Origin of the sequence: Sinomonas terrae, assembly GCF_022539255.1 — a bacterium.
GTDB classification, from domain to species: domain Bacteria; phylum Actinomycetota; class Actinomycetes; order Actinomycetales; family Micrococcaceae; genus Sinomonas; species Sinomonas terrae.
The window spans coordinates 1,338,348-1,359,495 of record NZ_JAKZBV010000001.1 but is presented as its reverse complement, the minus strand read 5'-3'; the positions used below and the strand labels follow the sequence as shown (position 1 = coordinate 1,359,495).

Annotated in this window: 20 protein-coding genes, 5 pseudogenes and 1 other annotated feature; of the genes and pseudogenes, 14 read left to right on the top strand and 11 right to left on the bottom strand. The window is 70.3% G+C overall.

The window, feature by feature from the left end; genetic code table 11:
* Positions 1-363: 363 nt before the first annotated feature.
* On the top strand, positions 364-594 hold the full coding sequence (locus L0M17_RS06360; protein ID WP_241052996.1) for a hypothetical protein: 231 nt from the start codon (positions 364-366) through the stop codon (positions 592-594).
* A gap of 48 nt (positions 595-642) precedes the next feature.
* Positions 643-951 (top strand): transposase, encoded by a 309-nt coding sequence (locus tag L0M17_RS22875; protein WP_372497993.1) that lies wholly within the window; start codon positions 643-645, stop codon positions 949-951.
* 583 nt (positions 952-1,534) lie between these two features.
* Here L0M17_RS22875 and L0M17_RS06350 read toward each other — a convergent pair.
* The 3 genes from L0M17_RS06350 to L0M17_RS06340 all read right to left on the bottom strand — a co-directional run bounded on the left by L0M17_RS06350 (position 1,535) and on the right by L0M17_RS06340 (position 4,475).
* Complete coding sequence (locus tag L0M17_RS06350; protein WP_241052995.1) at positions 1,535-1,981, bottom strand: hypothetical protein; 447 nt, start codon at positions 1,979-1,981, stop codon at positions 1,535-1,537.
* 676 nt (positions 1,982-2,657) lie between these two features.
* Complete coding sequence (locus tag L0M17_RS06345; RefSeq protein ID WP_241052993.1) at positions 2,658-3,599, bottom strand: DMT family protein; 942 nt, start codon at positions 3,597-3,599, stop codon at positions 2,658-2,660.
* Positions 3,600-3,659: 60 nt separating this feature from the next.
* Positions 3,660-4,475, bottom strand: a complete 816-nt coding sequence (locus tag L0M17_RS06340) for a slipin family protein (protein WP_241056334.1) — start codon at positions 4,473-4,475, stop codon at positions 3,660-3,662.
* Positions 4,476-4,694: 219 nt separating this feature from the next.
* Between L0M17_RS06340 and L0M17_RS06335 the strand changes: the two genes are divergently transcribed.
* Both L0M17_RS06335 and L0M17_RS06330 read left to right on the top strand, forming a co-directional pair.
* Positions 4,695-5,768 (top strand): fatty acid desaturase family protein, encoded by a 1,074-nt coding sequence (locus L0M17_RS06335; RefSeq protein ID WP_241052991.1) that lies wholly within the window; start codon positions 4,695-4,697, stop codon positions 5,766-5,768.
* A gap of 205 nt (positions 5,769-5,973) precedes the next feature.
* Positions 5,974-6,156 (top strand): hypothetical protein, encoded by a 183-nt coding sequence (locus L0M17_RS06330; RefSeq protein ID WP_241052988.1) that lies wholly within the window; start codon positions 5,974-5,976, stop codon positions 6,154-6,156.
* Positions 6,157-6,379: 223 nt separating this feature from the next.
* Here L0M17_RS06330 and L0M17_RS06325 read toward each other — a convergent pair whose 3' ends face one another.
* Positions 6,380-6,850 carry a hypothetical protein gene (locus L0M17_RS06325; RefSeq protein ID WP_241052987.1) on the bottom strand — a complete coding sequence of 157 codons (471 nt, stop codon included), beginning with the start codon at positions 6,848-6,850 and terminating at the stop codon, positions 6,380-6,382.
* Positions 6,851-7,053: 203 nt separating this feature from the next.
* On the opposite strand from L0M17_RS06325, the pseudogene istA (L0M17_RS06320) reads away from it, so the two are divergent.
* A pseudogene (gene istA / locus L0M17_RS06320) lies at positions 7,054-8,269 on the top strand (IS21 family transposase).
* Positions 8,266-8,945: pseudogene (locus tag L0M17_RS22870) on the top strand (ATP-binding protein). Before istA (L0M17_RS06320) ends, L0M17_RS22870 begins: the two co-directional pseudogenes overlap by 4 nt.
* Positions 8,946-9,036: 91 nt before the next feature.
* On the opposite strand, the gene L0M17_RS06305 reads toward L0M17_RS22870, so the two are convergent.
* From L0M17_RS06305 to istA (L0M17_RS06290), 4 genes are all read right to left on the bottom strand, one after another.
* On the bottom strand, positions 9,037-9,633 hold the full coding sequence (locus L0M17_RS06305; protein ID WP_241052984.1) for a TetR/AcrR family transcriptional regulator: 597 nt from the start codon (positions 9,631-9,633) through the stop codon (positions 9,037-9,039).
* A gap of 386 nt (positions 9,634-10,019) precedes the next feature.
* A protein-coding gene (locus L0M17_RS06300; protein WP_241052982.1) for an IS3 family transposase occupies positions 10,020-11,239 on the bottom strand; the annotation gives its coding sequence in 2 pieces (ribosomal slippage) (positions 10,020-10,960 and positions 10,960-11,239; 1,221 coding nt in all).
* Positions 10,848-10,961: a sequence feature (AL1L pseudoknot), on the bottom strand. It overlaps the preceding gene by 114 nt.
* 62 nt (positions 11,240-11,301) lie before the next feature.
* A complete protein-coding gene (gene istB, locus L0M17_RS06295; RefSeq protein ID WP_308196793.1) occupies positions 11,302-12,099 on the bottom strand; it encodes an IS21-like element helper ATPase IstB in 798 nt (265 codons plus the stop codon).
* Complete coding sequence (gene istA, locus L0M17_RS06290; RefSeq protein ID WP_290427278.1) at positions 12,096-13,628, bottom strand: IS21 family transposase; 1,533 nt, start codon at positions 13,626-13,628, stop codon at positions 12,096-12,098. The genes istB and istA (L0M17_RS06290) overlap by 4 nt, the downstream gene beginning before the upstream one ends.
* A gap of 499 nt (positions 13,629-14,127) precedes the next feature.
* On the opposite strand from istA (L0M17_RS06290), the gene L0M17_RS06285 reads away from it, so the two are divergent.
* Both L0M17_RS06285 and L0M17_RS06280 read left to right on the top strand, forming a co-directional pair.
* Entirely contained in the window at positions 14,128-14,358 is a 231-nt protein-coding gene (locus L0M17_RS06285; protein ID WP_241052981.1) for a DUF1508 domain-containing protein, read from the top strand.
* A gap of 764 nt (positions 14,359-15,122) precedes the next feature.
* Positions 15,123-15,791 carry a response regulator gene (locus tag L0M17_RS06280; RefSeq protein ID WP_241052979.1) on the top strand — a complete coding sequence of 223 codons (669 nt, stop codon included), beginning with the start codon at positions 15,123-15,125 and terminating at the stop codon, positions 15,789-15,791.
* A 359-nt stretch (positions 15,792-16,150) separates the two neighbouring features.
* On the opposite strand, the gene L0M17_RS06270 is transcribed toward L0M17_RS06280, so the two are convergent.
* Positions 16,151-16,489 carry a MerR family transcriptional regulator gene (locus L0M17_RS06270; RefSeq protein ID WP_241052976.1) on the bottom strand — a complete coding sequence of 113 codons (339 nt, stop codon included), beginning with the start codon at positions 16,487-16,489 and terminating at the stop codon, positions 16,151-16,153.
* Positions 16,490-16,491: 2 nt separating this feature from the next.
* Positions 16,492-16,809, bottom strand: coding sequence for a hypothetical protein (locus tag L0M17_RS06265; protein ID WP_241052972.1), 318 nt, complete (start codon positions 16,807-16,809; stop codon positions 16,492-16,494).
* A gap of 89 nt (positions 16,810-16,898) precedes the next feature.
* Between L0M17_RS06265 and L0M17_RS06260 the strand changes: the two genes are divergently transcribed.
* Positions 16,899-17,255 (top strand): hypothetical protein, encoded by a 357-nt coding sequence (locus L0M17_RS06260; RefSeq protein WP_241052970.1) that lies wholly within the window; start codon positions 16,899-16,901, stop codon positions 17,253-17,255.
* Between the two features lie 10 nt (positions 17,256-17,265).
* Here the strand turns inward: L0M17_RS06260 and L0M17_RS06255 are convergent.
* Positions 17,266-17,541 (bottom strand): annotated as a pseudogene (locus tag L0M17_RS06255) (ATP-binding protein); the annotation flags it as partial.
* A gap of 456 nt (positions 17,542-17,997) precedes the next feature.
* Here L0M17_RS06255 and L0M17_RS06245 point away from each other — a divergent pair.
* The 5 genes and pseudogenes from L0M17_RS06245 to L0M17_RS06225 form a co-directional block, all read left to right on the top strand.
* Positions 17,998-18,396, top strand: coding sequence for a hypothetical protein (locus L0M17_RS06245; RefSeq protein WP_241056527.1), 399 nt, complete (start codon positions 17,998-18,000; stop codon positions 18,394-18,396).
* Positions 18,397-18,434: 38 nt separating this feature from the next.
* Entirely contained in the window at positions 18,435-18,626 is a 192-nt protein-coding gene (locus L0M17_RS06240) for a hypothetical protein (RefSeq protein WP_241052968.1), read from the top strand.
* A gap of 858 nt (positions 18,627-19,484) precedes the next feature.
* Positions 19,485-19,961, top strand: a complete 477-nt coding sequence (locus L0M17_RS06235) for a TetR/AcrR family transcriptional regulator (RefSeq protein ID WP_241052964.1) — start codon at positions 19,485-19,487, stop codon at positions 19,959-19,961.
* 167 nt (positions 19,962-20,128) lie between these two features.
* Positions 20,129-20,337, top strand: a pseudogene (locus L0M17_RS23045) (transposase); the annotation flags it as partial.
* A gap of 533 nt (positions 20,338-20,870) precedes the next feature.
* Positions 20,871-21,125: pseudogene (locus L0M17_RS06225) on the top strand (transposase); the annotation flags it as partial.
* Positions 21,126-21,148: the final 23 nt, after the last annotated feature.

Sequence of the window (21,148 nt, the reverse complement as noted above, 5' to 3'; positions counted from 1 at the left end):
GTCTGGCGGCCGGTGCGCAGCCCGCTACCCAGGGGCAGGTGCAGGGCGTACGCTCGGCACAGATGAAGGGAGCCCTCCTCTTATGGCCAGGACGAGCAGGACGGTCTACACGAACACCTGTGACCTCTGCGGCGCCGAGACCGCGAAGGAGGGACTGACCAGGGTCTATGACAGCATCTGGGGCCGGGGCGCTGTGGATGTGTGCAGGGAGTGCGAGTCGAGGCCCATTTCCGATGTGCTGGCAAAGTTCCGCGAGACGGAGAACCCCTACCAGGAGGAACAGCCCCCCGGGCTTCGCAGTCTCCCTGGCGCGATCGACCCGCCGGGCCCCTAGGCCCGGCCCACACGGCAGGAGGCACGGCCATGAGCACCGAGGATGAGCGAGGCGCGGAGGCGCGCCACGGGAACGCCGAGCGCCGGATGCAGCGGCTGGCGGAACAGAAGGGGCTCCGCCTGGAGCGCTCCGGGACCGCGGAGGGGCAGCCGACGTATTGGCTCATGGACCCTCGCACGGACTCGGTGGTGGCAGGCGACCCGGCCAGGCGCTTCGGGCTGAGCCTGGAGGAGGTCGCCGAAGCCCTCAGGGACCGCTAGGGCGTGTTGCTAAACATTGTGGGGCTGGTTCTGCGCTTGGCTGGGCGCATGGGCGAGCGTGATGTTGTCTCCGATGAGGTGTGGGCTGCGATCGGGCCGCTGTTCCCTGGCTGGAAGGGCAATGGGCGTCCGGTGGCCGAGCGGCGGCTGGTGGTGGAGGGCGTGGCGTGGAAGTTCCGTACGGGTGCCCCATGGCGGGACGTGCCGGAGCGGTTCGGGAACTGGGACATCCAGGCACGCGGCGACGCCGCCGCGGACCTGGACTGGAATCGCCTCGTTCGACTCCACGATCGTGCGCGTGCACCAGCACGGCGCGAACCTCGCCCCCGACACAGAGGGCCCCGTCGAACTACATGAAACTGGGGCAGCAGCCGCCTGACCACGCGGTCGGGCGCTCCCGCGGCGGCCTGACGACCAAGCTGCGGCAGGGGCAGGATGCTCGCCGGGGTCCTCACAGCCAGGAACGTGAACGACACGACCATGATGGCCGCCGCACTGGAGCAGATTCGCGTCCCCCGCATCGGGCCCGGCAGGCCCTGCCGTGCCCTGCCGGGGTCCTCGGCGGGAGGGCTCCCACGGCGGGAGGCCGCATGCCTTCGACCCGCCACGTCGTCGTCACGCGGCACGGCAGCTGACCATGATCCCGGGCCTTCTTCACCGTCAACGATGTCGACGACTCAGAACACGGCCAACTGGGATGTCGGGGACAGCTGGCCGGGCGTTCAGCGGCTCGCTGCCCTGGGCGCCCCCGCAGGGCGTCTGCGGTCGTGGCCGCCCTCGTTGTCCCAGCGCTCGCGCGGGTCCTCGTCGACGGGGCGGGGACCTCGTCGGTGGCCGTCGCGGCAGCACGGGCCTGACCGCCGGGGCGAGCGGGCCCGCGGGTCGGTTTCTGCCGGCATGCGGCAATCCTGCTCTTCCAGGAACTGTTCGGGGGCAGGTGTCAGCAGGTGAAGCGGACTCCTGCCGCGAGGGCCTCCACCGCCTCCCTCCGGTCCCGTTCGAGCAGGACCAGGGCCTCGAGCTCCGAGCGCCGCTGGCCGTGCTGGGACAGGGCCGCGATGGAGACGTCCCGGAAAAGGCGGGCGAGCTCGCGCGCCAGGCCCGCCCTGAGCTGTTCGAGGTTGGTGTTCTCCACCAGCAGGCGCCGGCCGGCGATGGCGATGTAGACGCCCTCGTAGCCCGCGTTGCGCAGCCGCCGCACGGTGGAGGGGTCCTGGATCAGGTCGATCTCGTACGGCTCGGCCCGCCTGCTCAGGGCGACCATGACGGTGTACTTCGAAGGGCCCCTGGCGGTACCCAGGTTCCAGGGCAGGGCGCTGGCGACGATCGCGTTGAGGGCTATGGCCTGCTCGGGCAGGCGGGGGGCAGACTCGGTGATGGTGTCCATGGTGGTTCCACGTCCTTCAGTCGTTCTCTGGATGGCCCCGCGGGAGGATGCGGGGCGGTCGCTCGCGGCAAGGAGTGCCGGAGGATTCACGGCTGGAGGTTTCGCTGGAGACGTGTCGGCGGGGGGCTGCCTCCGCCTTCCCTCCGAAAGGTGGAGGCAGAAGGCGCATCGGCTCCCGTAGCCGCCAGTCTACATCGTTTCCGCATGACGGAAGCGCCGTGCCTCCGACAGTGAGGCGGGGAGGCCTCGCCGGGGTTCGAGGGCGGGCAGCGGGATCATCGCTTCACGGCGGGGGCGAGGAGCATCTCGCGCACAGCTGCCCGGCGACGAGGGGTGTGGTGGGCGGCGATTCGCCCAAGGAGGGAAGGGTTTTCCCTGAACGGGCAGCATCCGCCCCATGATGCCCCGGATGCTGCCGCAAGCTTCGGCATGCGGGTGTCGGCGACTCGTGAGCGGGCGCCGGCCCCGCCCCGCTCACGATGTCCCCCGTCGCTCAACTCTTCCAGTCTTGGGAGTGGAAGGCGGAAAAGACGCCACCGGTCCTACAGGCTGTCACCGCATCGCGGAGATTTCACCAGGCGTGGTTCCAGCCCAGGCCCAGACTAGGCCTGTGGCCGGGCTGGACGGCAGGGCACGCGAGGGGACTCCAAGGCCGCAGCCTCGCCCCACCGCCGCCTCAGCCCTGCGGGGTCGGCTGCTGCCCGTGGGCCCCTCTGGCGTGCACGGTGGCCAGGGAGATCACCCCGGCGACCGCGATTGCGCCGGCGAGGATGAACCCTGCGAACGCCTCCGGCGGTGCGGCATCCGCCTCGCCCAGGACGGTGATGCCGATGGTGACGGCGACCAGCGGGTCCACCACGGTCAGCCCGGCCACGACGAGCTCGGAGCTTCCCCTGGTGTGGGCGTTCTGGACCATGTACACGCCGAAGCCGGCCGCGGCGCCAAGGCCTGCCAGGCAGGCCAGGGAAAGCCATTCGAAGTCGCCCTGGAGGATCCTGGCGATGACGGTCTTGGCCAGCGCGGCGACGAACCCGAACTGCACCCCGGCCCCGACGGTGTAGGCGATCGCGTTCCACCTGCGGCGCCAGAGGGCGAACCCGACGCCAAGGAGGGCCAGGACGGTGCCGAGGAGGACCAGGACGGCCACCAGGTGATAATCGCTGATCGGGGCATCCCGGGCCGAGAGGGCCGCCACGGTCACGAACGCCCCGACCCCCGCCACGCACAGCAGGACCGAGACCACGGTCCTGCGCCCGGGCGCCGCCCGGGCCATCAGCGCGGTCGCGAGGGAGGTCACGACCAGGGCGAAGGCCCCGATGGGCTGGACCACGATCAGCGGGGAGAAGCGCAGGGCCGTCAGCTGCAGGACGACCGCCCCGGCGAGCATGCCCGTCCCCGCCAGCCACGCGGGCCGGCGCACCAGGCGCTGGAGCCGCCCGCCCCCCATGCCCCCGGCTCCGCCTGTGCCGCCGCGCCGGGCGGGGGCGGCGGCGCTGTCGTGGACGCCCCGGTGCTGGAACAGGGTCCCCAGGGAGAGCAGCAGCGCCCCGGCCAGGGCGATCGGGATCCCCAGCCAATGGTACGAGGTGAGGACGCGTTCCGCGGCGGCGGCCACCATGACCCGACGATAGCCCACGCCGGTGCTCCACACGAGGCGCTGCGAACCGCGCCCGGCAGGTCAGGCCGCTTTGACCGGGGCCCTGCCGTCGGTGGAGGAGGCGGCCTGGTTCTCCCGGGCCAGGAACGCGGAGAGCTCACCGATCGTGCTCATCAGCGGGGCGGGGAAGACGACCGTGGTGTTCTTGTCGACGCCGATCTCCACCAGGCTCTGCAGGTTGCGCAGCTGCAGGGCTAAGGGGTGGGCCATCATGGTGTCCGAGGCCTCGCCCAGCGCGGCGGCGGAGATCGCCTCCCCCTCGGCCGCGATGATCTTGGCCCTCTTCTCCCGCTCGGCCTCGGCCTGGCGGGCCATCGCCCGCTTCATGCTCTCGGGAAGCTGGATGTCCTTCAGCTCCACCAGGGTCACCTCCACGCCCCACTCGATCGTCAGTACGTCCAGGATCTGGCGGATGTCCCGGTTGATCCGCTCGGTCTCCGAGAGGGTCTGGTCCAGGGTGTGCCGGCCGACGACCTTGCGCAGGGTGGTCTGGGCGATCTGGTCGATGGCGGCCGCTACGTTCTCGATCGCGACAACGGACTTCACCGCGTCCACGACCCGGTAGTAGGCCACGGCGGAGACATCGACGCTGACGTTGTCCTGGGTGATGATGCCCTGGGACTGGATCGGCATCGTCACGATCCGCAGGCTCACCAGGGGCAGGCGGTCCACGACCGGGATGATAAGCCGGAATCCGGGCAGCCGCACCCCCACGACTCTTCCGAGCCGGAACAGGACGCCCTGCTCGAACTGGCGCACGATGCGAATCGACATCCTCGCCGCGATCAGCAACGCCACGACGACCACGATCAGGACTGTCAAGGCGATGGGGCCCATCGGGATCCCCTCCTTAATCTCCGGAACCACCCAGAGCGCCCTTTCGGCGTCTGTTGCCGCTCCTCGCCCCATTGTCCCATCCACAAGCAAACTGGCCCCGTCCGGAAGGGGGCTCGGCGGGCTGTGGGCACCGGGAGGGCGGAGGCGTAGCCTGAGGGAAAGGGGAGAGTCCGCGAAATCTGGTTCTCGCCCACCTCCCCTGCGGAGGTTCGAGGAATCATGACCCAAGACAGCGAGCGAGAAGAACGGGCCGCGCGCCCGAACCGCGTGGTCGACAGCTATTTGGCCCTGCAGAGGGAAGTGCGCGCCGCCGGGCTCCTGGAGCGGCGGCGGGGCTACTACACTGCCCTCTTCGTCGTCCTGGTGCTGGCCTGGGCCGCGGCGTGGACAGGGTTCGCGCTCATCGGTGCCTCGTGGTTCCAGCTGCTGATCGCCGCGGGTCTGGGGATCTTGATGACGCAGTTCGGGTTCCTGGCCCACGAGGCCGCGCACCGGCAGGTCTTCTCCTCGTGGGCTGCCAACGAATGGTCCGCCCGGATTGTGGGCAACGCCCTGACCGGGATCAGCTACGCGATGTGGCAGCAGAAGCACTCGAAGCACCATTCCACCCCCAACGTGATCGGCAAGGACCCGGACATCAAGCCCGGGACGATCGCCTTCCACGACGCCGCCGCCGCAGCACGGCCCAGCTGGCTCGGGTTCATTACCCGGCACCAGGGCTACCTGCTCTTCCCGGTCCTGCCGTTCCTGGGCTTCGCGCTGCAGGTCGACTCGTTCAGGGTCCTCTTCCGCCGGGCCCCGGTCGAGCGCAGGCGAATCGAGATCGCCATCCTCGCAGCGCGCACCTGCGCAGTGCCCGCCCTGGCCTTCTGGCTGCTCCCGCCGGGAATCGCCGCGGCGTTCGTCGGGGTCCAGCAGGGAGTCTTCGGCCTCTACATGGGCGCCACTTTCGCCCCCAACCACAAGGGCATGAGGATCTTCCCGACGTCCTCGAAGGCGGACTTCCTCACCCGGCAGGTCCTCGCCTCCCGCAACATCCGCGGAGGGCGTCTCATGGACCTGCTCATGGGCGGGCTCAACCGCCAGATCGAGCACCACCTCTTCCCGACCATGCCCCGCCCCGCGCTCCGGCACGCGGAGGCCCTGGTCCGGGCGCACTGCGCGCAGCAGGGGATCCCCTATACGGCCACATCGCTGCTGGTCTCCTACGGAATCATCATCCGCTACCTCAACGCCGTCGGCCACGGCCTCGGCTCGGTCTTCGAATGCCCCTTTGTCCAAGAGCACAGGTAGTCGTCCAACAGCGTCTCTCGAGTTTGCCCGTGCGCGGGAGGTTGGCCTGTACGTGGGAGCCGCTTGCTCTGGCGAAAGCACCGACCAACCGCCGTCCGCGGAGGATCGCCTCCGCGGGGCTGGTGTTGACGTTCCTCTTCGTCAGAGCCGCCTCGGTCCTGCGCCTGGGCGGGTGGACGGAGAACGGGCCGTGGGGGGCTGCCGTATGCCGTCGCGCGCACGTCGAGGCATTGATGAGGGGGACGCGGTCGACGGGACTCATCTGACGTTCGAACAGCAGCCGGACCTCATCGCCTGGCTCTCCGAGATCGGGGGAGCCGCGGCCGACCCCATCCCCTTGGAACCCGAGGCCCTCGCCGGCTTCGTCTGCGCGGTCTCCCTGGCCTAGGGAGCCTTCCGCATTTCCCGGGTCCGGACCTCCCAAACCATCCCATCCGCCCGGCGCCAGCTCGGCCACGCGCAATGAGCACTGTCGCATACCCCGAACCGAGCAGCATGGGGCCGCCTGCTGGGACGGCGGCCTGCAACAGCCGGAGCGAGCCGACGAAGACATCGCCGCCAGCGCCCTCGGACGTGACCGGGTCCTCGGCCGCGAGGCATCAGGGGATGGCCTATTTCGCGGTGGGTCCCCCTGCCCGCGGCGGCCGCCGGTGTCGGCTCGGGCTCGGCGCTCTGCTGCCTTCGAGGCCGGTGAGCGAGGGCCCGCCGTAGCCGTACTCGTCCAGGTCCTTCCCATCGGTGAGGACTGTGTGGGCCGGGACATCGGCGTAAACGATGGGCCAGTCGTTGGCCGCGCTATCATCGCGCATGGCGTGCTGGCGTGCGTAGTCCTCCGAAAGTGTGACCCAGTCACCGTGGTTGATCTGACCGAGGCCGGGCGGGAGCGCCCGATAGACCCGGACCAGGGCGCCGGGGACGTCGTGAACGCGACGCAACTGGCGCATCGTCTCGGCGTCGCACTCGCCGTATCCGTGCTCCTCCGGATGCCGGTAGACCTCCTCGCCCAGGGCCCAGGCGAGTTCGGTGATGGGGTGCCCCCGCCCGCCGACCCATGGGGCACGGGGCGAGCTGGCGTAGTCCATCCTCCAATTCTACGGCCCCTGTCGACGACGGAGTGAAACTGACCCTGTAGCGACGGGGGCCAGGGGGTCCATTTCAACCCGTCTAAACACGCCCCGGCTATTCGGCGGTCTCCACCCGTCCGGTCTCGGCGCTCGTGAGGAATTGAGCAGGATCGCTCCTGAGGAATTGAGCACCTCGATCCACGATTGGACGGGTGATCACTGTGGAGGATTGGGCTCGGATCCGGCAGCTCCATCTGGCGGAGGGGGTGCCGCAGGCTCAGATCGCGAGGCAGCTGGGCCTGTCGAGGAACACCGTCGCCCGCGCCCTGAGGTCGGAGGGACCGCCGGTGTACCGGCAGCCTCCGCGGCCGTCGGCGTTCGATGGGTACGAGGCCCGGGTGCGGGCGATCCTGGCGAGTTCCCCTCGATGCCGGCCTCGGTGATCGCCGAGCGGCTGGGCTGGCCGGGCTCGGAGTCCTGGTTCCGGAAGCGGGTGGCGCTGCTGCGGCCCGAGTACGCCCCGAAGGACCCGGCCGACCGGCTCGAGCATGCGCCCGGGGACCAGGCCCAGTGCGATCTGTGGTTCCCGCCGCACCGGGTGCCCTCCGGGACGGGAGGATGGGAGTCGTTCCCGGTGCTGGTGGTCGTGGCCTCGTACTCGCGGTTCATCACGGCCAGGATGCTTCCCTCCCGCAGGACCGCGGACCTGCTGGCCGGGATGTGGTCTCTGCTCTCGGGGCAGCTGGGCGCGGTGCCGCGGCGGCTGGTCTGGGACAACGAGGCCGGGATCGGGCGCCGGAACAGCCTCGCCGAGGGGGTGGCCGGCTTCTGCGGGAGCCTGGCGACCAGGATCGTGCAGCTGAAGCCGTTCGACCCGGAGTCCAAGGGCATCGTCGAGCGGGCGAACCGGTTCCTGGAGACCTCGTTCCTGCCCGGGCGCCGGTTCCAGGATCCGGAGGACTTCAACGCCAGCTGGGCGAGTGGCTGGTGCGGGCGAACCAGCACACCGTCCGGGCCTTGGGCGCCCGCCCGGCCGACCTGCTCGAGCGCGACCGGCGCTCGATGCTCCCGCTCCCGGCACTGGACCCGCCGGTGGGGTTCCGCCAGCGCATCCGCGTCGCCCGGGACTACTACACGACCGTGCTGGGCAACGACTACTCCATCGACCCGATCGCGATCGACCGGCTCGTGGAGGTCCACGCGGACCTCGAGCGCGTGAGGGCGCAGCTCGACGGGATGCCCGTCGCCCACCACCGGCGCAGCTGGGGCCGGAACGGGCGCGTCACCGACCCCGAGCACGTGCGCAGCGCGGCTCGGCTGCGCACGGCGTTCCAGCAGCCCCGGCCCAGGGCCATCGAGGACGCCGGGATCCTGCGCGACCTGGCCGAGTACGACGCCTTCTTCGGCATCGCGATCGACGAGGAGCCGATCCCGTGAGCACCGAGGCGATCAAGCGCATCGACCACCTCGCCAGGGCGCTGAAGGCCCCCCGGATCCAGAAGGCCGCGGCCCGGCTGGCAGACCAGGCCCGCGACGCCGGCTGGACGCACGAGGAGTACCTCGCCGCGGTCCTGGACCGGGAGGTCGCCGCCCGGGAGGCCTCCGGCTCCGAGCTTCGGATCCGCGCCGCCGGGTTCCCCGCCCGCAAGACCATCGAGGACTACGTCTTCGACCACCAGCCCGCGCTCAGGCGCGACGCCATCCTTCACCTGGCCGGAGGAGGGTTCCTCTCCGAGGCGGAGAACGTGGTGCTTCTCGGCCCTCGGGCACCGGCAAGACCCACATCGCCACAGCCTTCGGACACCAGGCCATCCGGGCAGGGCACACCTTCCGCTTCGCGCCCACCTCCCGGGTCCTGGCCGACCTCGCCGGCGGCCACGCGGACGGGAGCTGGGCCCACCGCCTGCGCGCCTACACCAAGCCCGACCTGCTGATCCTTGACGACTTCGCGATGCGCGAGTTCACCCCGGCCCAGGGCGACGACCTCTACGAGATCGTCAACGAGCGCCCCGCCCGCTCCATCATCGTCACCACCAACCGTGCCCCCGAGGAGTGGTACCCACTGTTCCCGAACCAGGTCGTCGCGGCGAATCCCTCCTGGACCGGCTCGTGAACAACGCACACCAGATCACCACCCAGACCGGCTCCTACCGGGCACGCCGGCGCCCCGCCGCCACCTGACCCCGAGCTCCCGAAGCGATGGCTCAGGGCTGCGGGCGGGAGTCCTCCGCCAGGAGCGCGGCCATGCGGCGGGCGCGCTCGGCCGCGTGGGTGTCGCCCTCGGCCGCGGCGACGATCGCGCCCTTGAGCAGGATATGGCAGGACCAGGCGAAACCCTCCGGGTCCTCCAGGCCCGCCTCGCGCGCCAGGGCCGCCAGCTGGTCGCGGGTGCGGGCGAGGTAGTCCATGCTCGCCCGGCCCAGCGGGTGGTCGGGACCCATCTCGATCAGCACGTGCAGGAACGAGCTGACCTCCACTGTCCCGTGCCGGAACCAGTCCTCGAAGACGTCGAACACGGCCAGCAGCGCTGGCATCTCCTCGCCCCGGTGCCGGGCGACGGCGGCCTCGATCGCGGCGCTGCGCTCCTCGTACCAGCGCCCCAGTAACGCCAGGGCGAGGTCATCCTTGGCGTGGAAGTGCTTGTAGAAGGTCGCCTTGGCCACGCCCGAGGCCTCCACGAGCTCGTCGACCCCGACGTCGCGGATCCCTCTGAGGGCGAACAGGCCGAAGGAGGCGTCCAGAATCCGCTGCCGCGCGGAGACGGCCCTCCCCAGACCCACCCTCCCCGCTGCTTCCTCCACACCGACTCCCTACCCGCCCGAGCGCACCTGACCCAAAGACCCAAGACAGGGGCGACCGCCGAGGCGCCTCCCACCAGGACCCCGGCGAAATCAGCGGCCGCATTGCCCTGGCCACGCGCTGCCGATTCGCCAAGCACATTGACGCGATCAGGCATCAGCAGAAGCAAGGCTCCCGCTCCCGCAGCTTCACCAATCGAGATTCCTCCCCGAGCAGAGGCGCCAGCGATTCAAGACACGGCTACCATGTCAACGGCCAGTTGGTTTTCCCCGTGGACGGCCAGTTGTTCTCCCCGGTGGCGGCCATCTTTCCTCCCCACGTATGGCCAGTTGATTCCCCGGTTCGGGTTTGGACTGTCTGTCAAGCCCCGTGTTTGATGGAGTACTTTTTAGTTGGTTTTCGTGGGTTCTGGCTGTTGGGCTGGTGCGGCATGGGCCGCTTCGTATTCGGCGGGGGGGACGTGGCCGAGCTCGCCGTGGAGGCGCCGGTGGTTGTACCAGTCGACCCATTCGGCCACGGCGATCTCGAGGTGGTTGATGTCGCGCCAGGGGCCTCTGTTGCGGACCAGCTCGGCCTTGAACAGGGAGTTCAGGGCCTCGGCCATGGCATTGTCGTAGCTGTCCCCACGCGAGCCGACGGAGGCGACCGCGTCGGCCTCGGCGAGGCGCTCGGTGTAGCGGATGGCCCGGTACTGGACCCCGCGGTCGGAGTGGTGGACCAGACCGGCCAGGTCGGCCCCGTCCCTGGTGCGGGCCCAGATGCCCATCTGCAGGGCGTCGAGGGCTAGTTCGGTGTAGAGGCTGGTGGAGACCTGCCAGCCCACGATCCGGCGGGCGAAGACGTCCAGGACGAACGCCGCGTAGACCCAGCCGGCGAAGGTGCGCACATACGTTATGTCCGCGACCCAGAGCCGGTTCGGCGCCTCCGCGGTGAACCGGCGCTCGACCAGGTCGGCGGGGCGGGCCGTCTCGGGGGCCGGACGTGTCGTGCGCGGGCCCTTGGCGCGGCTGATCCCGCGCAGGCCCTCGGCGCGCATGAGCCGCTCGACGGTGCAGCGCGCCACCGGGATGCCCTCACGGTTCAGGGCAGCATGGACCTTGCGGACCCCGTAGACGCCGTAGTTCTCCTCATGCACGGTGCGGATCTTCTCGGCCAGCCCGGCATCCCTCAGCGCCCTCGCGGAGGGCTGGCGGGTGCGGTGGGCGTAGTAGGTGCTCGGGGCGATCTGCAGGACGCGGCAGATCGGCTCGACCCCGTGCTCGTCGCGGTGCTCCTCGACGAAGGCGCACATCACCTCGACGGGCGGTCGAGCTCCGCCGCGAAGAAAGCCGAGGCCTGCTTCAGGATCGTGTTCGCCCGGCGCAGCTCGCGGTTCTCCCGCTCGAACTCGGCGATCCGGGCAGCGTCAGTGCTGGTCGTCCCCGGTCGCAGCCCCTCGTCGACCTCCGTCTCGCGCACCCACGTCCGCAGCGCCTCGGGATGGATCCCCAGCTGTTCCCCGATCCGCTTGTACGCCCCGACCCTGGTCGCGGGATCGGCGCGGGCCTCCAAGGCCATGCGCGTCGCGCGCTCCTTCAGTTCGGCCGGGTACTTCCGCGGTGCTGACATGAGAGAAATCCTTCCGGGTCATCGATCTCTCCATCAAACCCGGTGCGGTTCAGTCTGTCGGGTCAGCGGAAGGGCGTCACCCCCTTGCCGGAGGCGGCTTGGGCGAGGCGGTAGGACTCGCCCTTGGTCTCGACCCGGTGGGCGTGGTGCATGAACCTGTCCACCGTCGCGGTCGCGATGGTCTTGGGCATGATCTCGTCGAATCCGGCCGGGGCGAGGTTCGAGCTGACCGCCATCGCCCGGCGCTCGTAGGCGGCGTCCACGAGGCGGTAGAACCCCTCGGCGGCGTCTGGGGAGACCGGGAGCAGGCCTATGTCGTCCACGATGATCAGATCGCTGCGCACGACCCTGGTCAGGGCCCGGGCGATGGAGTCGTCGGCGCGGTGCTTGCGCACCAGGGCGCCGAGATCCTCGATCCCGAACCAGGACACGATCATGCCGGCCTCGACTGCCGCGTGGCCGAGCGCCTCGCAGAAGTGCGACTTCCCAGTCCCCGACGGCCCGTAGATCGCGAGATTCTCCCGCCGGCGGACCCATTCGAGGGACTTGAGTGCTTCCTGGGTCGGGCGCGGGATCGGGGAGAGCTCCTCGTCCCAGTCGCCGAAGGTCTTCCCTGCCGGGAAGCCGGCGGATTTGCGGCGGGTGATCAGGTTGGCGCGGTCGCGGCCGGCGACTTCCTCCGCGAGCAGGACCCGCACGAGCTCGGCCGGGTCCCAGCGCTGGGCCTTCGCGGTGGGGATCAGGTCCGTGAGCGCCTTGCGCATGTGGGGCAGCTTCAGCCGGCGGGTCAGCTCCAGGGCCTCGGCCAGCGGGTCGCCGTGGGCGCGGGCGACCACGGTCTGCATCGTTGTGATCGTCACCGGCCCTCCTCCTCGCCCGTCATGTCGGCGGCGGCGGGCTCTGAGCCATCGAGGCGGCCCCAGCCGCCCGTGCCCGGCTGGAGGGAATGGGCCTCGGAGGCCCGGGAGGGCTCCACGTGGGCGAGCCCGGCCTGGTAGCCCAGGATCGAGACCAGGTCCCTGTCGGCGAACCTGCCCGTCGTCGCGGCCGTGCCCAGGGCCCGGTCGACCTGGTCGGTGCCGTAGAGCTTGGCGAACGCGACGGCCTCGGCCATCTTCGCGCGGATCCGCCTGGCTCCCGCGGCGGCGGCCTCGACCAGCCACGCCTTGGCACCCGCGCCGAGCATCAGGAACGCTGCCTCCTCCGGGGTGGTCGCCCTGGGCTGCCGGTCCGCGGCCTCATCCGCCCGGGGCGGGTAGTGCGCGTCGTCCAGGACTGGGGTCCCGGGACGCCCGGTCGCATGCCGGGCCACCTCGCGGGCCTCCCCGCGCTCGGCCACGGAGGTGACGATGACCTCCTCGCCCGCCTCGCGCACCCAGACCCTGGTGTTGGCCAGCTCGTGCGGGACCGAGTACCGGACCCCGTTCATCGACACGGTCGCGTCCCAGTTCACCCGGCGGGTGGTCCCGAACACCACCGTGAACGGCGCCTTCGGAAGCAGATGCAGCCGCTCCCGCTCCGCAGCGAGCATCGCCGCCGGCGCCTGCCGTGTCTCCCGGTGCGGGCGGGCGTTGACCTCGTCGCAGAAATCGTGGCACGCCTTCTCCAACTGCCCGAAGGTGCGGTACTCCTCGAGCAGGTTCGCCGCCGTGGGCACCAGATCCGCCTTCGAGATCCGCACCGTGGACTCCGAGCCGCCCTTGGACTGCGGGTCGGCGGGAACGCAGGTGCGCACGGTCATCCCGTAGTGGCGGCCCATCTCCACGATCTGCGGGTTGCGCACCGCGACCCTGGCGATGTGGTCGGCGGTCACGGTGCGCTCGTTGTCGGTCAGCGCGAACGCCGGGACCCCGCCCATCCTGCGCAGCGTGGCATCCATGCACGCCACGACCGTCGGCAGGCTCTTGTCCCAGATCGGGATCACGACGCGGAACCGCGACCACGCCAGCCACGCGCACCACAGCAGCGTCGCCCGGCCCCCGATCCTCGGCCCCCATCCGTAGTCCCACTGCAGCCACAGCCCAGGCTCGACGATCCAGGGGCGGAACACGCGCCGCCGCCCCGCCGCGAACTGCGCCTTGGCCTCCGCGACCGTGCGCCTCGTGGTCCTCTCCGCGCCGGCGAACCCCATCGCGACCAGCCGCTCATGGACCACATCCGCCCGGACCCGGCCTCCCGAGCGCTCGACGAGTTCTTCGATCTTCGGCAGGAACCCGTCGATCGGCCTGGCCCGCTGCCCCTTCTCGCGATCCGGCCCTCCGGCAGCCCGCAGCTTCACATACCTGGCCACCGTGTGATGGTCACACCCCGCGAGCTCCGCCGCGGCACGGTAGCTGCCGGTGAGGTCATACGCCTCAAGAATCTCCATGATCTCCTCGTTGCTCTTCATCCGCGATCATCACCACGACCGGCGGAAGGAATCCCGCACCCGGGGAGAACAACTGGCCGTGGACGGGGAGAAAGAACTGGCCGTCAGCGGGGAACTATCTGGCCGCCAATGGGGAGAATCTCATGGCCGCTGACACTACCATCGCATCAGGCACTGGGGAAAACCGTGGCAACGGCGCCGGGGAATTCCGTGGCGATCGACAAACCCTGCCTTCAGTCAGGGCAGAGAACAGGTCAGACTGAAACCAAACGGCTGCTCACTTCCTCAAGAGCGAAAGAGCGCCATTCCTCAAGAGCGCTGACATCCGGCCCCGTGCGCACGCGAGGCTGCTGGGCTTACTCTGGGCCATGAGCAGGAACTATGCATGGGGCGCCTCCATGAGCTGCCCCCGAATCTCAAACGGGAGATTGAGGCCAAGGCTAGGCGAGGCCGATTGCCCGGCGGATTCCGGCTTCAAGTCGGCTCCAGCGACAGACCTAGCTGACGAGGAGGAACTTGGGTGGCAAAGTGCATCCTCTACCCACGCAATGACGGCAAGTGGGCATGGCGTTTGGAGGCGGACGACGGCCGGATCATTGCCATCGATGGCAGCTCGGGCTACGACAACGAATCCGACGCCCGCCATATCGCGGAGAAGATCGTCGGCGGGCACTTCAACGATGCCAAGAAGACGATTATCAAAGACATCGGCGTTGAGCGGACCGAACCGGAGCCGACCCCAGGCGCTTGAGTGACGGTGCCCCGGAAGGGCGCTTGTACGACCGGATTCCCAACAGGGCCGAGAGCGCGATGGGGGCGAGGGTCTTCGCGAGGACACCGTCGTGCTCCACGTTGCCGACGACCCGGGTACACGCGAGCCGCACGCCGAGGCAGACATGAGGCAGACAGCGGTGAGACATCTGGTCCAGCGGTTCCACCTCCTCAATGCCAGGGATCAGGCGGAGACAGCCCAAACCGACACGTCTCATGCTCGGCCACACCGCGGACGCCAGAGCCCTCCCCCCGCCCAGTGGGCCCCAGAATCCCCCGCTTCCGCGGCCGACGGAAACCATCTGGCCGCCGCCAGGGGAGAGTCTTAGGCCCGCTGGCGACACCAGAGGCAATGTCTCGAAAAGCTGTACATTCCCAAGCCCCCTGTGGGATCGGGCGCACAGGCCTGCCCCTCCGCTCTCGAACGAATTCGGGTAGTTCGTGGCGCGCCAGGACTGTCCTGGTGCCGGCCTCTGCGTTCCCTTCGGCGGAGGACAACGTCTGCGCGGCTGTGGACGCCCGGGGCGGACCCTGCGTACTGTTGTGGCAGGGCCGAGAAGCGGTCCATCGGGAGGACCCCGGCAGACTTTCCCATTACCGTCTTCCCCCCTTTTGTGTCAGACCCCCGAACGGACAGCCTTCGAGTCCGCACCGCACCCGCGGTGCTCGTCGCGCCCGGCGCCGCTGCTGCTGCGTCCGGCCCCCGCCGCCCTGTGGTCGGGGTGCTAGCGGGAGGCGGATGCGATGCGCGACGCTGTGGAAGAAGGCGGGGGGATCCGGGTGTACGTCCTGGATGACCATGAGCTCGTCAGGCGGGGCCTGCGGGAGCTGCTCGAGGACGAGGGCATGCTCGTGGTGGGGGAGAGCGGCTCCGCGGCAGAGGCGACCCGCAGGATCCCGGCCCTGCGCCCGCACGTGGCGGTGCTGGACGCCCGGTTGGGGGACGGGGACGGGATCGAGGTCTGCCGCGGCGTGCGCTCGGTTGACCCGCGCATCCGCTGTCTGATCCTCACAGGGTACGAGGACGGCCCGGCCCGGGGCGCGGCCGTCCTGGCCGGGGCCTCGGGGTACGTGCTCAAGCAGGTCCGGAGCCTGGATCTCGCCGGCCTCATCCGCCGCGTCGCGGCCGGGGAGAGCCTTTTCGCCCCCGGCGAGGTGCAGAAGGCCCTGGACGGGCCCGTCGGGGAGGCGCCGGATCCCCGGTTCGAGGGCCTGAGCCGCCAGGAGCGGCGGGTGCTGGAACTGATCGGGCAGGGCATGACCAACCGGCAGATCGGGACGGAAATGTTCCTGGCGGAGAAGACCGTGAAGAACTACGCCTCCTCCCTCCTGTCCAAGCTCGGCTTCGAACGCCGCACCCAAGCGGCCCTGTACGCGACTGCAAAAGGAGAGAATGGTCCGGGCGCCCGGTGAGAAGGGTCGGCGCGCGCCTTGGGAGGCCGAACCGATCGGGCTGCTCGGCCGGGACGTCGCAGTGGCGGGTTCGGTTGGGACCGGCTGGCGCGGGCGGTATCACCGTGGTCGCATTCACTATTTTCGCGAAGAGGTCCGGCGTGGCCGTCCCGGTCCATGTCGGAGACTTGCCGGCCGAGGACGCCCGGGAGGGCTCGGCCGTGGGCTCGGCCGTGCTGGCGCAGTACGAGAACGCACATCCGGACTCCAACATGGCCCGCCGCGGTCCACACGCTCGCCCAAGGAGAATGGATCCGCCGCGGCGGCCCGCTCTGCCTCATAGGAGACTCCGGATGTGGTGAATACTGCGCATTCCTCTCTCACGGTTGATCAAACACTCCAATCTGGTGGCCTTTGACGTTGATTCGTAGGCCTTTTCGCCGTCCTTGGTCGACGTGGACGTCTTGTAGCTCGCCGCGTTGGACCTTGTGCAACACGGTCTGGCTGGCGATTCCGAGCGCCCGGGCGGCGTCGGCGAGTTTGAGCCATCCCTCGGGTACTTCGGGCGAGAGCCGGTCCCTGACGGCCTTGTCGATGCGGATCCGCCTAGGTGCGCCGGGCGTGAGCTGCTCGCCGATCAGGAAGCCCTCCCGGATCCCCCGGTAGAGGGTTGCCCTCCCGACCCCGAGGATCTTCTCGGCTTCGGTGATCGTGGCCACCTTCACATCTTCACCGGCGGGGCCGACATTCTGGGTCGGGCGGACGCCGGAATGCCGCGAGCGGCCCGCAGCGATGTGATCCTGCTCCGTGTGAACGGCAGCCCTGTCGAGGTGAGCCTGCGCTGGCGTGCGAGGATCCCGGCGATCGTGGTGTCGTCGTAGCCCTCGGCCAGCCTGCGCACCAGGTCGACGGTGTCCTCGTCGGTGGCCCGTGCGTGGCCGCCGGAGTGGTTCATCGTCATCGTCGTCTCGGTCACCGCTCCGCCCTGCCAGGTGATCCTCAGGGCTGCGGTGCGCTTGGCGTCGTCGACGGTGACCACGACCTCGGCCAGGACAGCGCGCAGGAGCTGCTTGCGGTCGCGGAAGCGGTGCTGGGGGCTTCGAAGATCGCCCTGACGTCGGCGCCGGCGTGGGTCAGCCAGGCCATCTCCTGGTCGGTGAGCTCGACCGGCCGGCGGGCCTGCTGGGCCGTGAGGTCGCGCTCCGCCTGGCGCTGCACGGCGAGCTTGGCCTCCAGTGCGCGTTCGAGGGTCCGGGCGACCAGCCGGTTCTCCGGCTCGACCGCGTCGTATTGCCGTCGGGCGCGGTCGGGCTCGAAACGGGCCCGTTCGGCTGCGAGGCTGAAGACCCGCAGCGATGCGGCGTGGGCGGCTTCCGCCTCGTGCAGGGCCGCCGCGGTGGCCTCGAGCGCAGCCGGGGCAAGGACCGCTGGGTTTCGTCAAGTGATCTGGCCCCGTCTGTCGGCGCCAATTGTGGCCCCGCTTGAAGGGCGGTGATCAGGATGAGGCCGATGCTGGGGTGGATTTGCGTCGGCTCGAGGTCCTGCTGGTTCGGAGGCGGTAGGAGTCGGTGCCGGTTTCGAGGATGTGGGCGTTGAAGGTGACGCGGTCGACGATGGCGGCGAGCCTTGGGTCGGGGAAGACGGACCCCCATTCGCTGAAGGGAAGGTTGGTCGCGATGCCGATGCTTGCCCGTTCTTCGCGCTCGGTGATGATCTGGAACAGCAGTTCGGCTCCGCGGGGATCGATCTGGACGTAGCCGAGCTCGGCTACATGGAACTCGACCGCCGAGGCGCCGAGCTCCTCTTCCAGATCTAGGTTCTGACCGGGCGAGAGGAAAAGGCCTCCGTCGCGATCGCATCAAATTCCGGCTTCGCCGACTGGACCCGTCAGGTATTGCCGGGGGCATCCGGGCCCCTTCCGAATTTGCCCGGGGTGCCGGGGCGTAGAGTGGTCGGAAGCGATCGGCGATTTGCCCCTGGCTTCCGGCAGGCTGGACGCGCCCGCGGGCGCGGCAGCCGATTCGAACGGCGTCCCCGTCATCCCACTCCCCAGCCTCCCACTCCCCAGCCTCCCACTCCCCAGCCTCCCCGCACGCGCCAGCCGCGCATCTCGGGGCCGCGGACGCGGGAGCCCTTGCCGGCCAGGCCCGCTGGAACTCGCCCGGCCTCCGGGCCACGAGTGCGGAAGCCGGACCGGGGTCCCGGTCAGACAGGAGCCCTGCAACCAATGAGCACCAACTACGTCCGCGGCTCCTCCATCACCGCCGCGGCGTCCCAGGCCGAGATCCAGGACCTGCTCGCCCGCTCCGGCGCTACCGACGTCCGGTGCGCCAGCGAGGACGGAAGGGCCGCGATCGCGTTCGCCTCGGGGAGCCGCCACTACCGGATCGTCCTGTCCCTGCCCCGCGCCTCGGAGGAGCCCCTGCGGCCGCCCAGCACCGGGCAGCCCGCGAAGAGCGCCCAGGAGGGCGCGCGCCAGCGCTGGCGGGCGCTGGCTGCGCTGGTCCGGGCCAAGCTCGAAGCGGTGGACTCCGGCATCGTCACCTTCGACCAGGAGTTCGTCGGCTACAGGCTCGCCCCCTACGAGCGCCCCGCCCAGCGCACCGGGGGCCCGGTGTATGGATGAGCTCGAAGCGCCGCTGGTCATCAGGGCCGGAATCGAGATTGCTCCGTTCCGCATCCGCGGACCCCCTCTCGGACGAGGCCTACACGACGGCCAGGGCCAACCTCTCCGCGGCCCTGGAGGACATCGCAGAGGCACTGCGGGACTTCGAGGCCGCTTCCCCGCAGCCCAACCGATCCTCCGGCTGGGCCCAGGACCTGCACCCCGTGGCAGACGACCTCGCCGGGCACTGAGCCCCCGAACCTCCGCGCACGCGCGGCGCGATCTGCAGCCGAGACCGCAGCCGTCCCGGGGCACGACCCCAGGGCGCTGGCTTGCTCAACTGCCTGTCCACCGGCACGCAGGAACCGCCGTCGGGCCGCTGCGACGAACCACCCGGCAGTGTTCGCCGGGCCCGACCGGCCTGCCAGGGCCCCCGGGCACCCCCAGCCGGGAGACGGCAGCCGTGGGCTGCTCGATCCCGGACCTGCGTTCGGGCAGGCCAAAGGAGGCGGCCACGCCGCCACACGGGTGGGACCCGCGCGAGCCGGCTCTGGCCCCGTTGCCCGCCGCTGGGCACAGGCCCTAACCTTAATGCAGCCCGCCGAGGCGGAGAATCGGCGGGGCGGCCTCCGCGGAGCCGGGCCCGGCAACGCCGGGGCACAGGTCGCGCCCGAGGAAGCCGGGCAGCGGTGGGCCGCCTCCCCCCAATGCAGTCCCACCGCTGCCCCAGTCTCCTCCACCCGGCCACCGCAATCCCGGATCGCACGATGGCTGCTCCGACGCCGCCGCGTCGGCCCTCGGCCCGGGCGGCTGAGGCCGAACCCACCTCGATGATCCCCGGCCGGAGAACGGTGCCAGCCCGCGATCCCAAGGGGCGCCTGGGGAGGGCCGTCGCCGGAACATGCCTTGCGCCACCGGCGGGCGTCGTCGACAGCACTCGCCCTGCGGCCGCCGAACACTGCGGCGCGACTCGAGCCGGAATGCCCCTTGGTCCTCCCCTTCCCCCAAGTGGGGGGAACTGCGCCGAGGAAGGCTGCCGGGGTGCTCTCAGGGGACCCACTGGTTGGCCACTTTGGGTCAGGACGCCCTCGGGCGGGTAGGGAGTCGGTATGGAGGAAGCGACGGAGATGCCAGGCCGGGGGAAGGCCGTCACGGCCCGGCAGCGGATCCTGGACGCCTCCTTCGGCCTGTTCGCCCTCGGGGGCATCCGCGACGTCGGCGTCGACGAGCTCGTGGAGGCCTCGGGCGTGGCCAAGGCGACCTTCTACAAGCACTTCCACGCCAAGGACGACCTCGCCCTGGCGTATCTGGGGCGCTGGTACGAGGAGCGCAGCGCGGCGATCGAGGCCGCCGTCGCCCGGCACCGCGGCGAGGACGCCCCGGCCCTGCTGGCCGTGTTCGACGTCTTCGAGGACTGGTTCCGGCGCGGGACCGCGGAGGTCAGCTCGTTCCTGCACGTGCTGATCGAGATGGGCCCAGACCACCCCCTGGTCCGGGCGAGCATGGACTACCTCGCCCGGACCCGGGACCAGCTCGCCGGCCTGGCTCGCGAGGCCGGGCTCCAAGACCCCGAGGGCTTCGCCTGATCCTGCCACATCCTACCCGGGCATGATCACCCTCTGCACCAACATTGGCCCTCCAGCCTGTTCCGTGATGGACACACCGGAGATAACCACGTCCACGACGGCGCTCAAAACAGCCAGAACGCCCCTGACAGACGTCGAGGACAGGGTTCGGAGGACTGGAGATAACGATCGAGTCCCTCAACGCCCGCTACCGGCGCGCGGTGAGGGCCCGAGGCCACTTCCCCAACGACGCAGCGGCACTGAGTGCCTGTACCTGGTCACCCGGTCCCTTGACCCCACCGGGCGCGGCAGGGCACGCTGAGTGGCCAGGTGGAAAGCACCCTTGAACGCGTTCGCGATCACCTTTGACGGCCGCCTCGAACGGCCCGACAACTAGAAGAACGCCGGACTCAAACACCGTTCGTCAGACACTCGGTCCCCGACGGGGGACCGGGACGGCACCTGCCTCGGGGAATCGGCCGACCCCGCGGCTGCCCACGGCCGGGGGCACCGATATGCCTGCTGGTCGGCGGCACCGTCGCGGGGAGCTGCGGGGTCCGACCGTCGAGGTTCCCTGCCGGGGCGACCGCGTGCCGCGTTCCCCGTGCGCTGGGCATCGGCGCGCGTCTGCCGTCGCATGCTTGGGCATGAGGGGCGATGCCTGTGGCCGCGGTGTCAGCGCCGGCGCCCGCCCGGGCCCGCCACGCCCGGATGCTCGCGCGGCGGGCTCGGGTCATGGTGCTGGAAGGCCTGCGCGAGCGGGCGCGCTCCCATCGGGGCCCGCATGGGCTTGCCGGCGGGGAGGCGGCGAGGCCCCCTGGTGGAAGACTCAGAGGATGTGCCTGACCGGTGTGGACTACTCCTCCACCCTGGGGTACCAGCGCGCGATCGCGGCGCTGGCGGCCGCGGTCCTCTCGCCGTTCGCCGCTCGACGTCGAAATCCGCCGTGTGGTGTGCACCGAACGCCATCGGTCAATGCTCGCATCCGCAAGGCGGTGAAGGCCCGAGGCCACTTCCCGAACGAGCAGGCGGCGCTCAAGTGCGTCTACCTCGCCGTCATGGCCCTCGACCCGACGGGCAAAGGGCCGGCCCCGATGGACCCAACGGCGGAAGGGAGCCTTGAACGCCTTCGAAATCCGGCCTTCGACGCCGGCTCCCCATCGGCCGCCGCTGACCAACAAATAACCCAGTTACACCGACGATTTGAT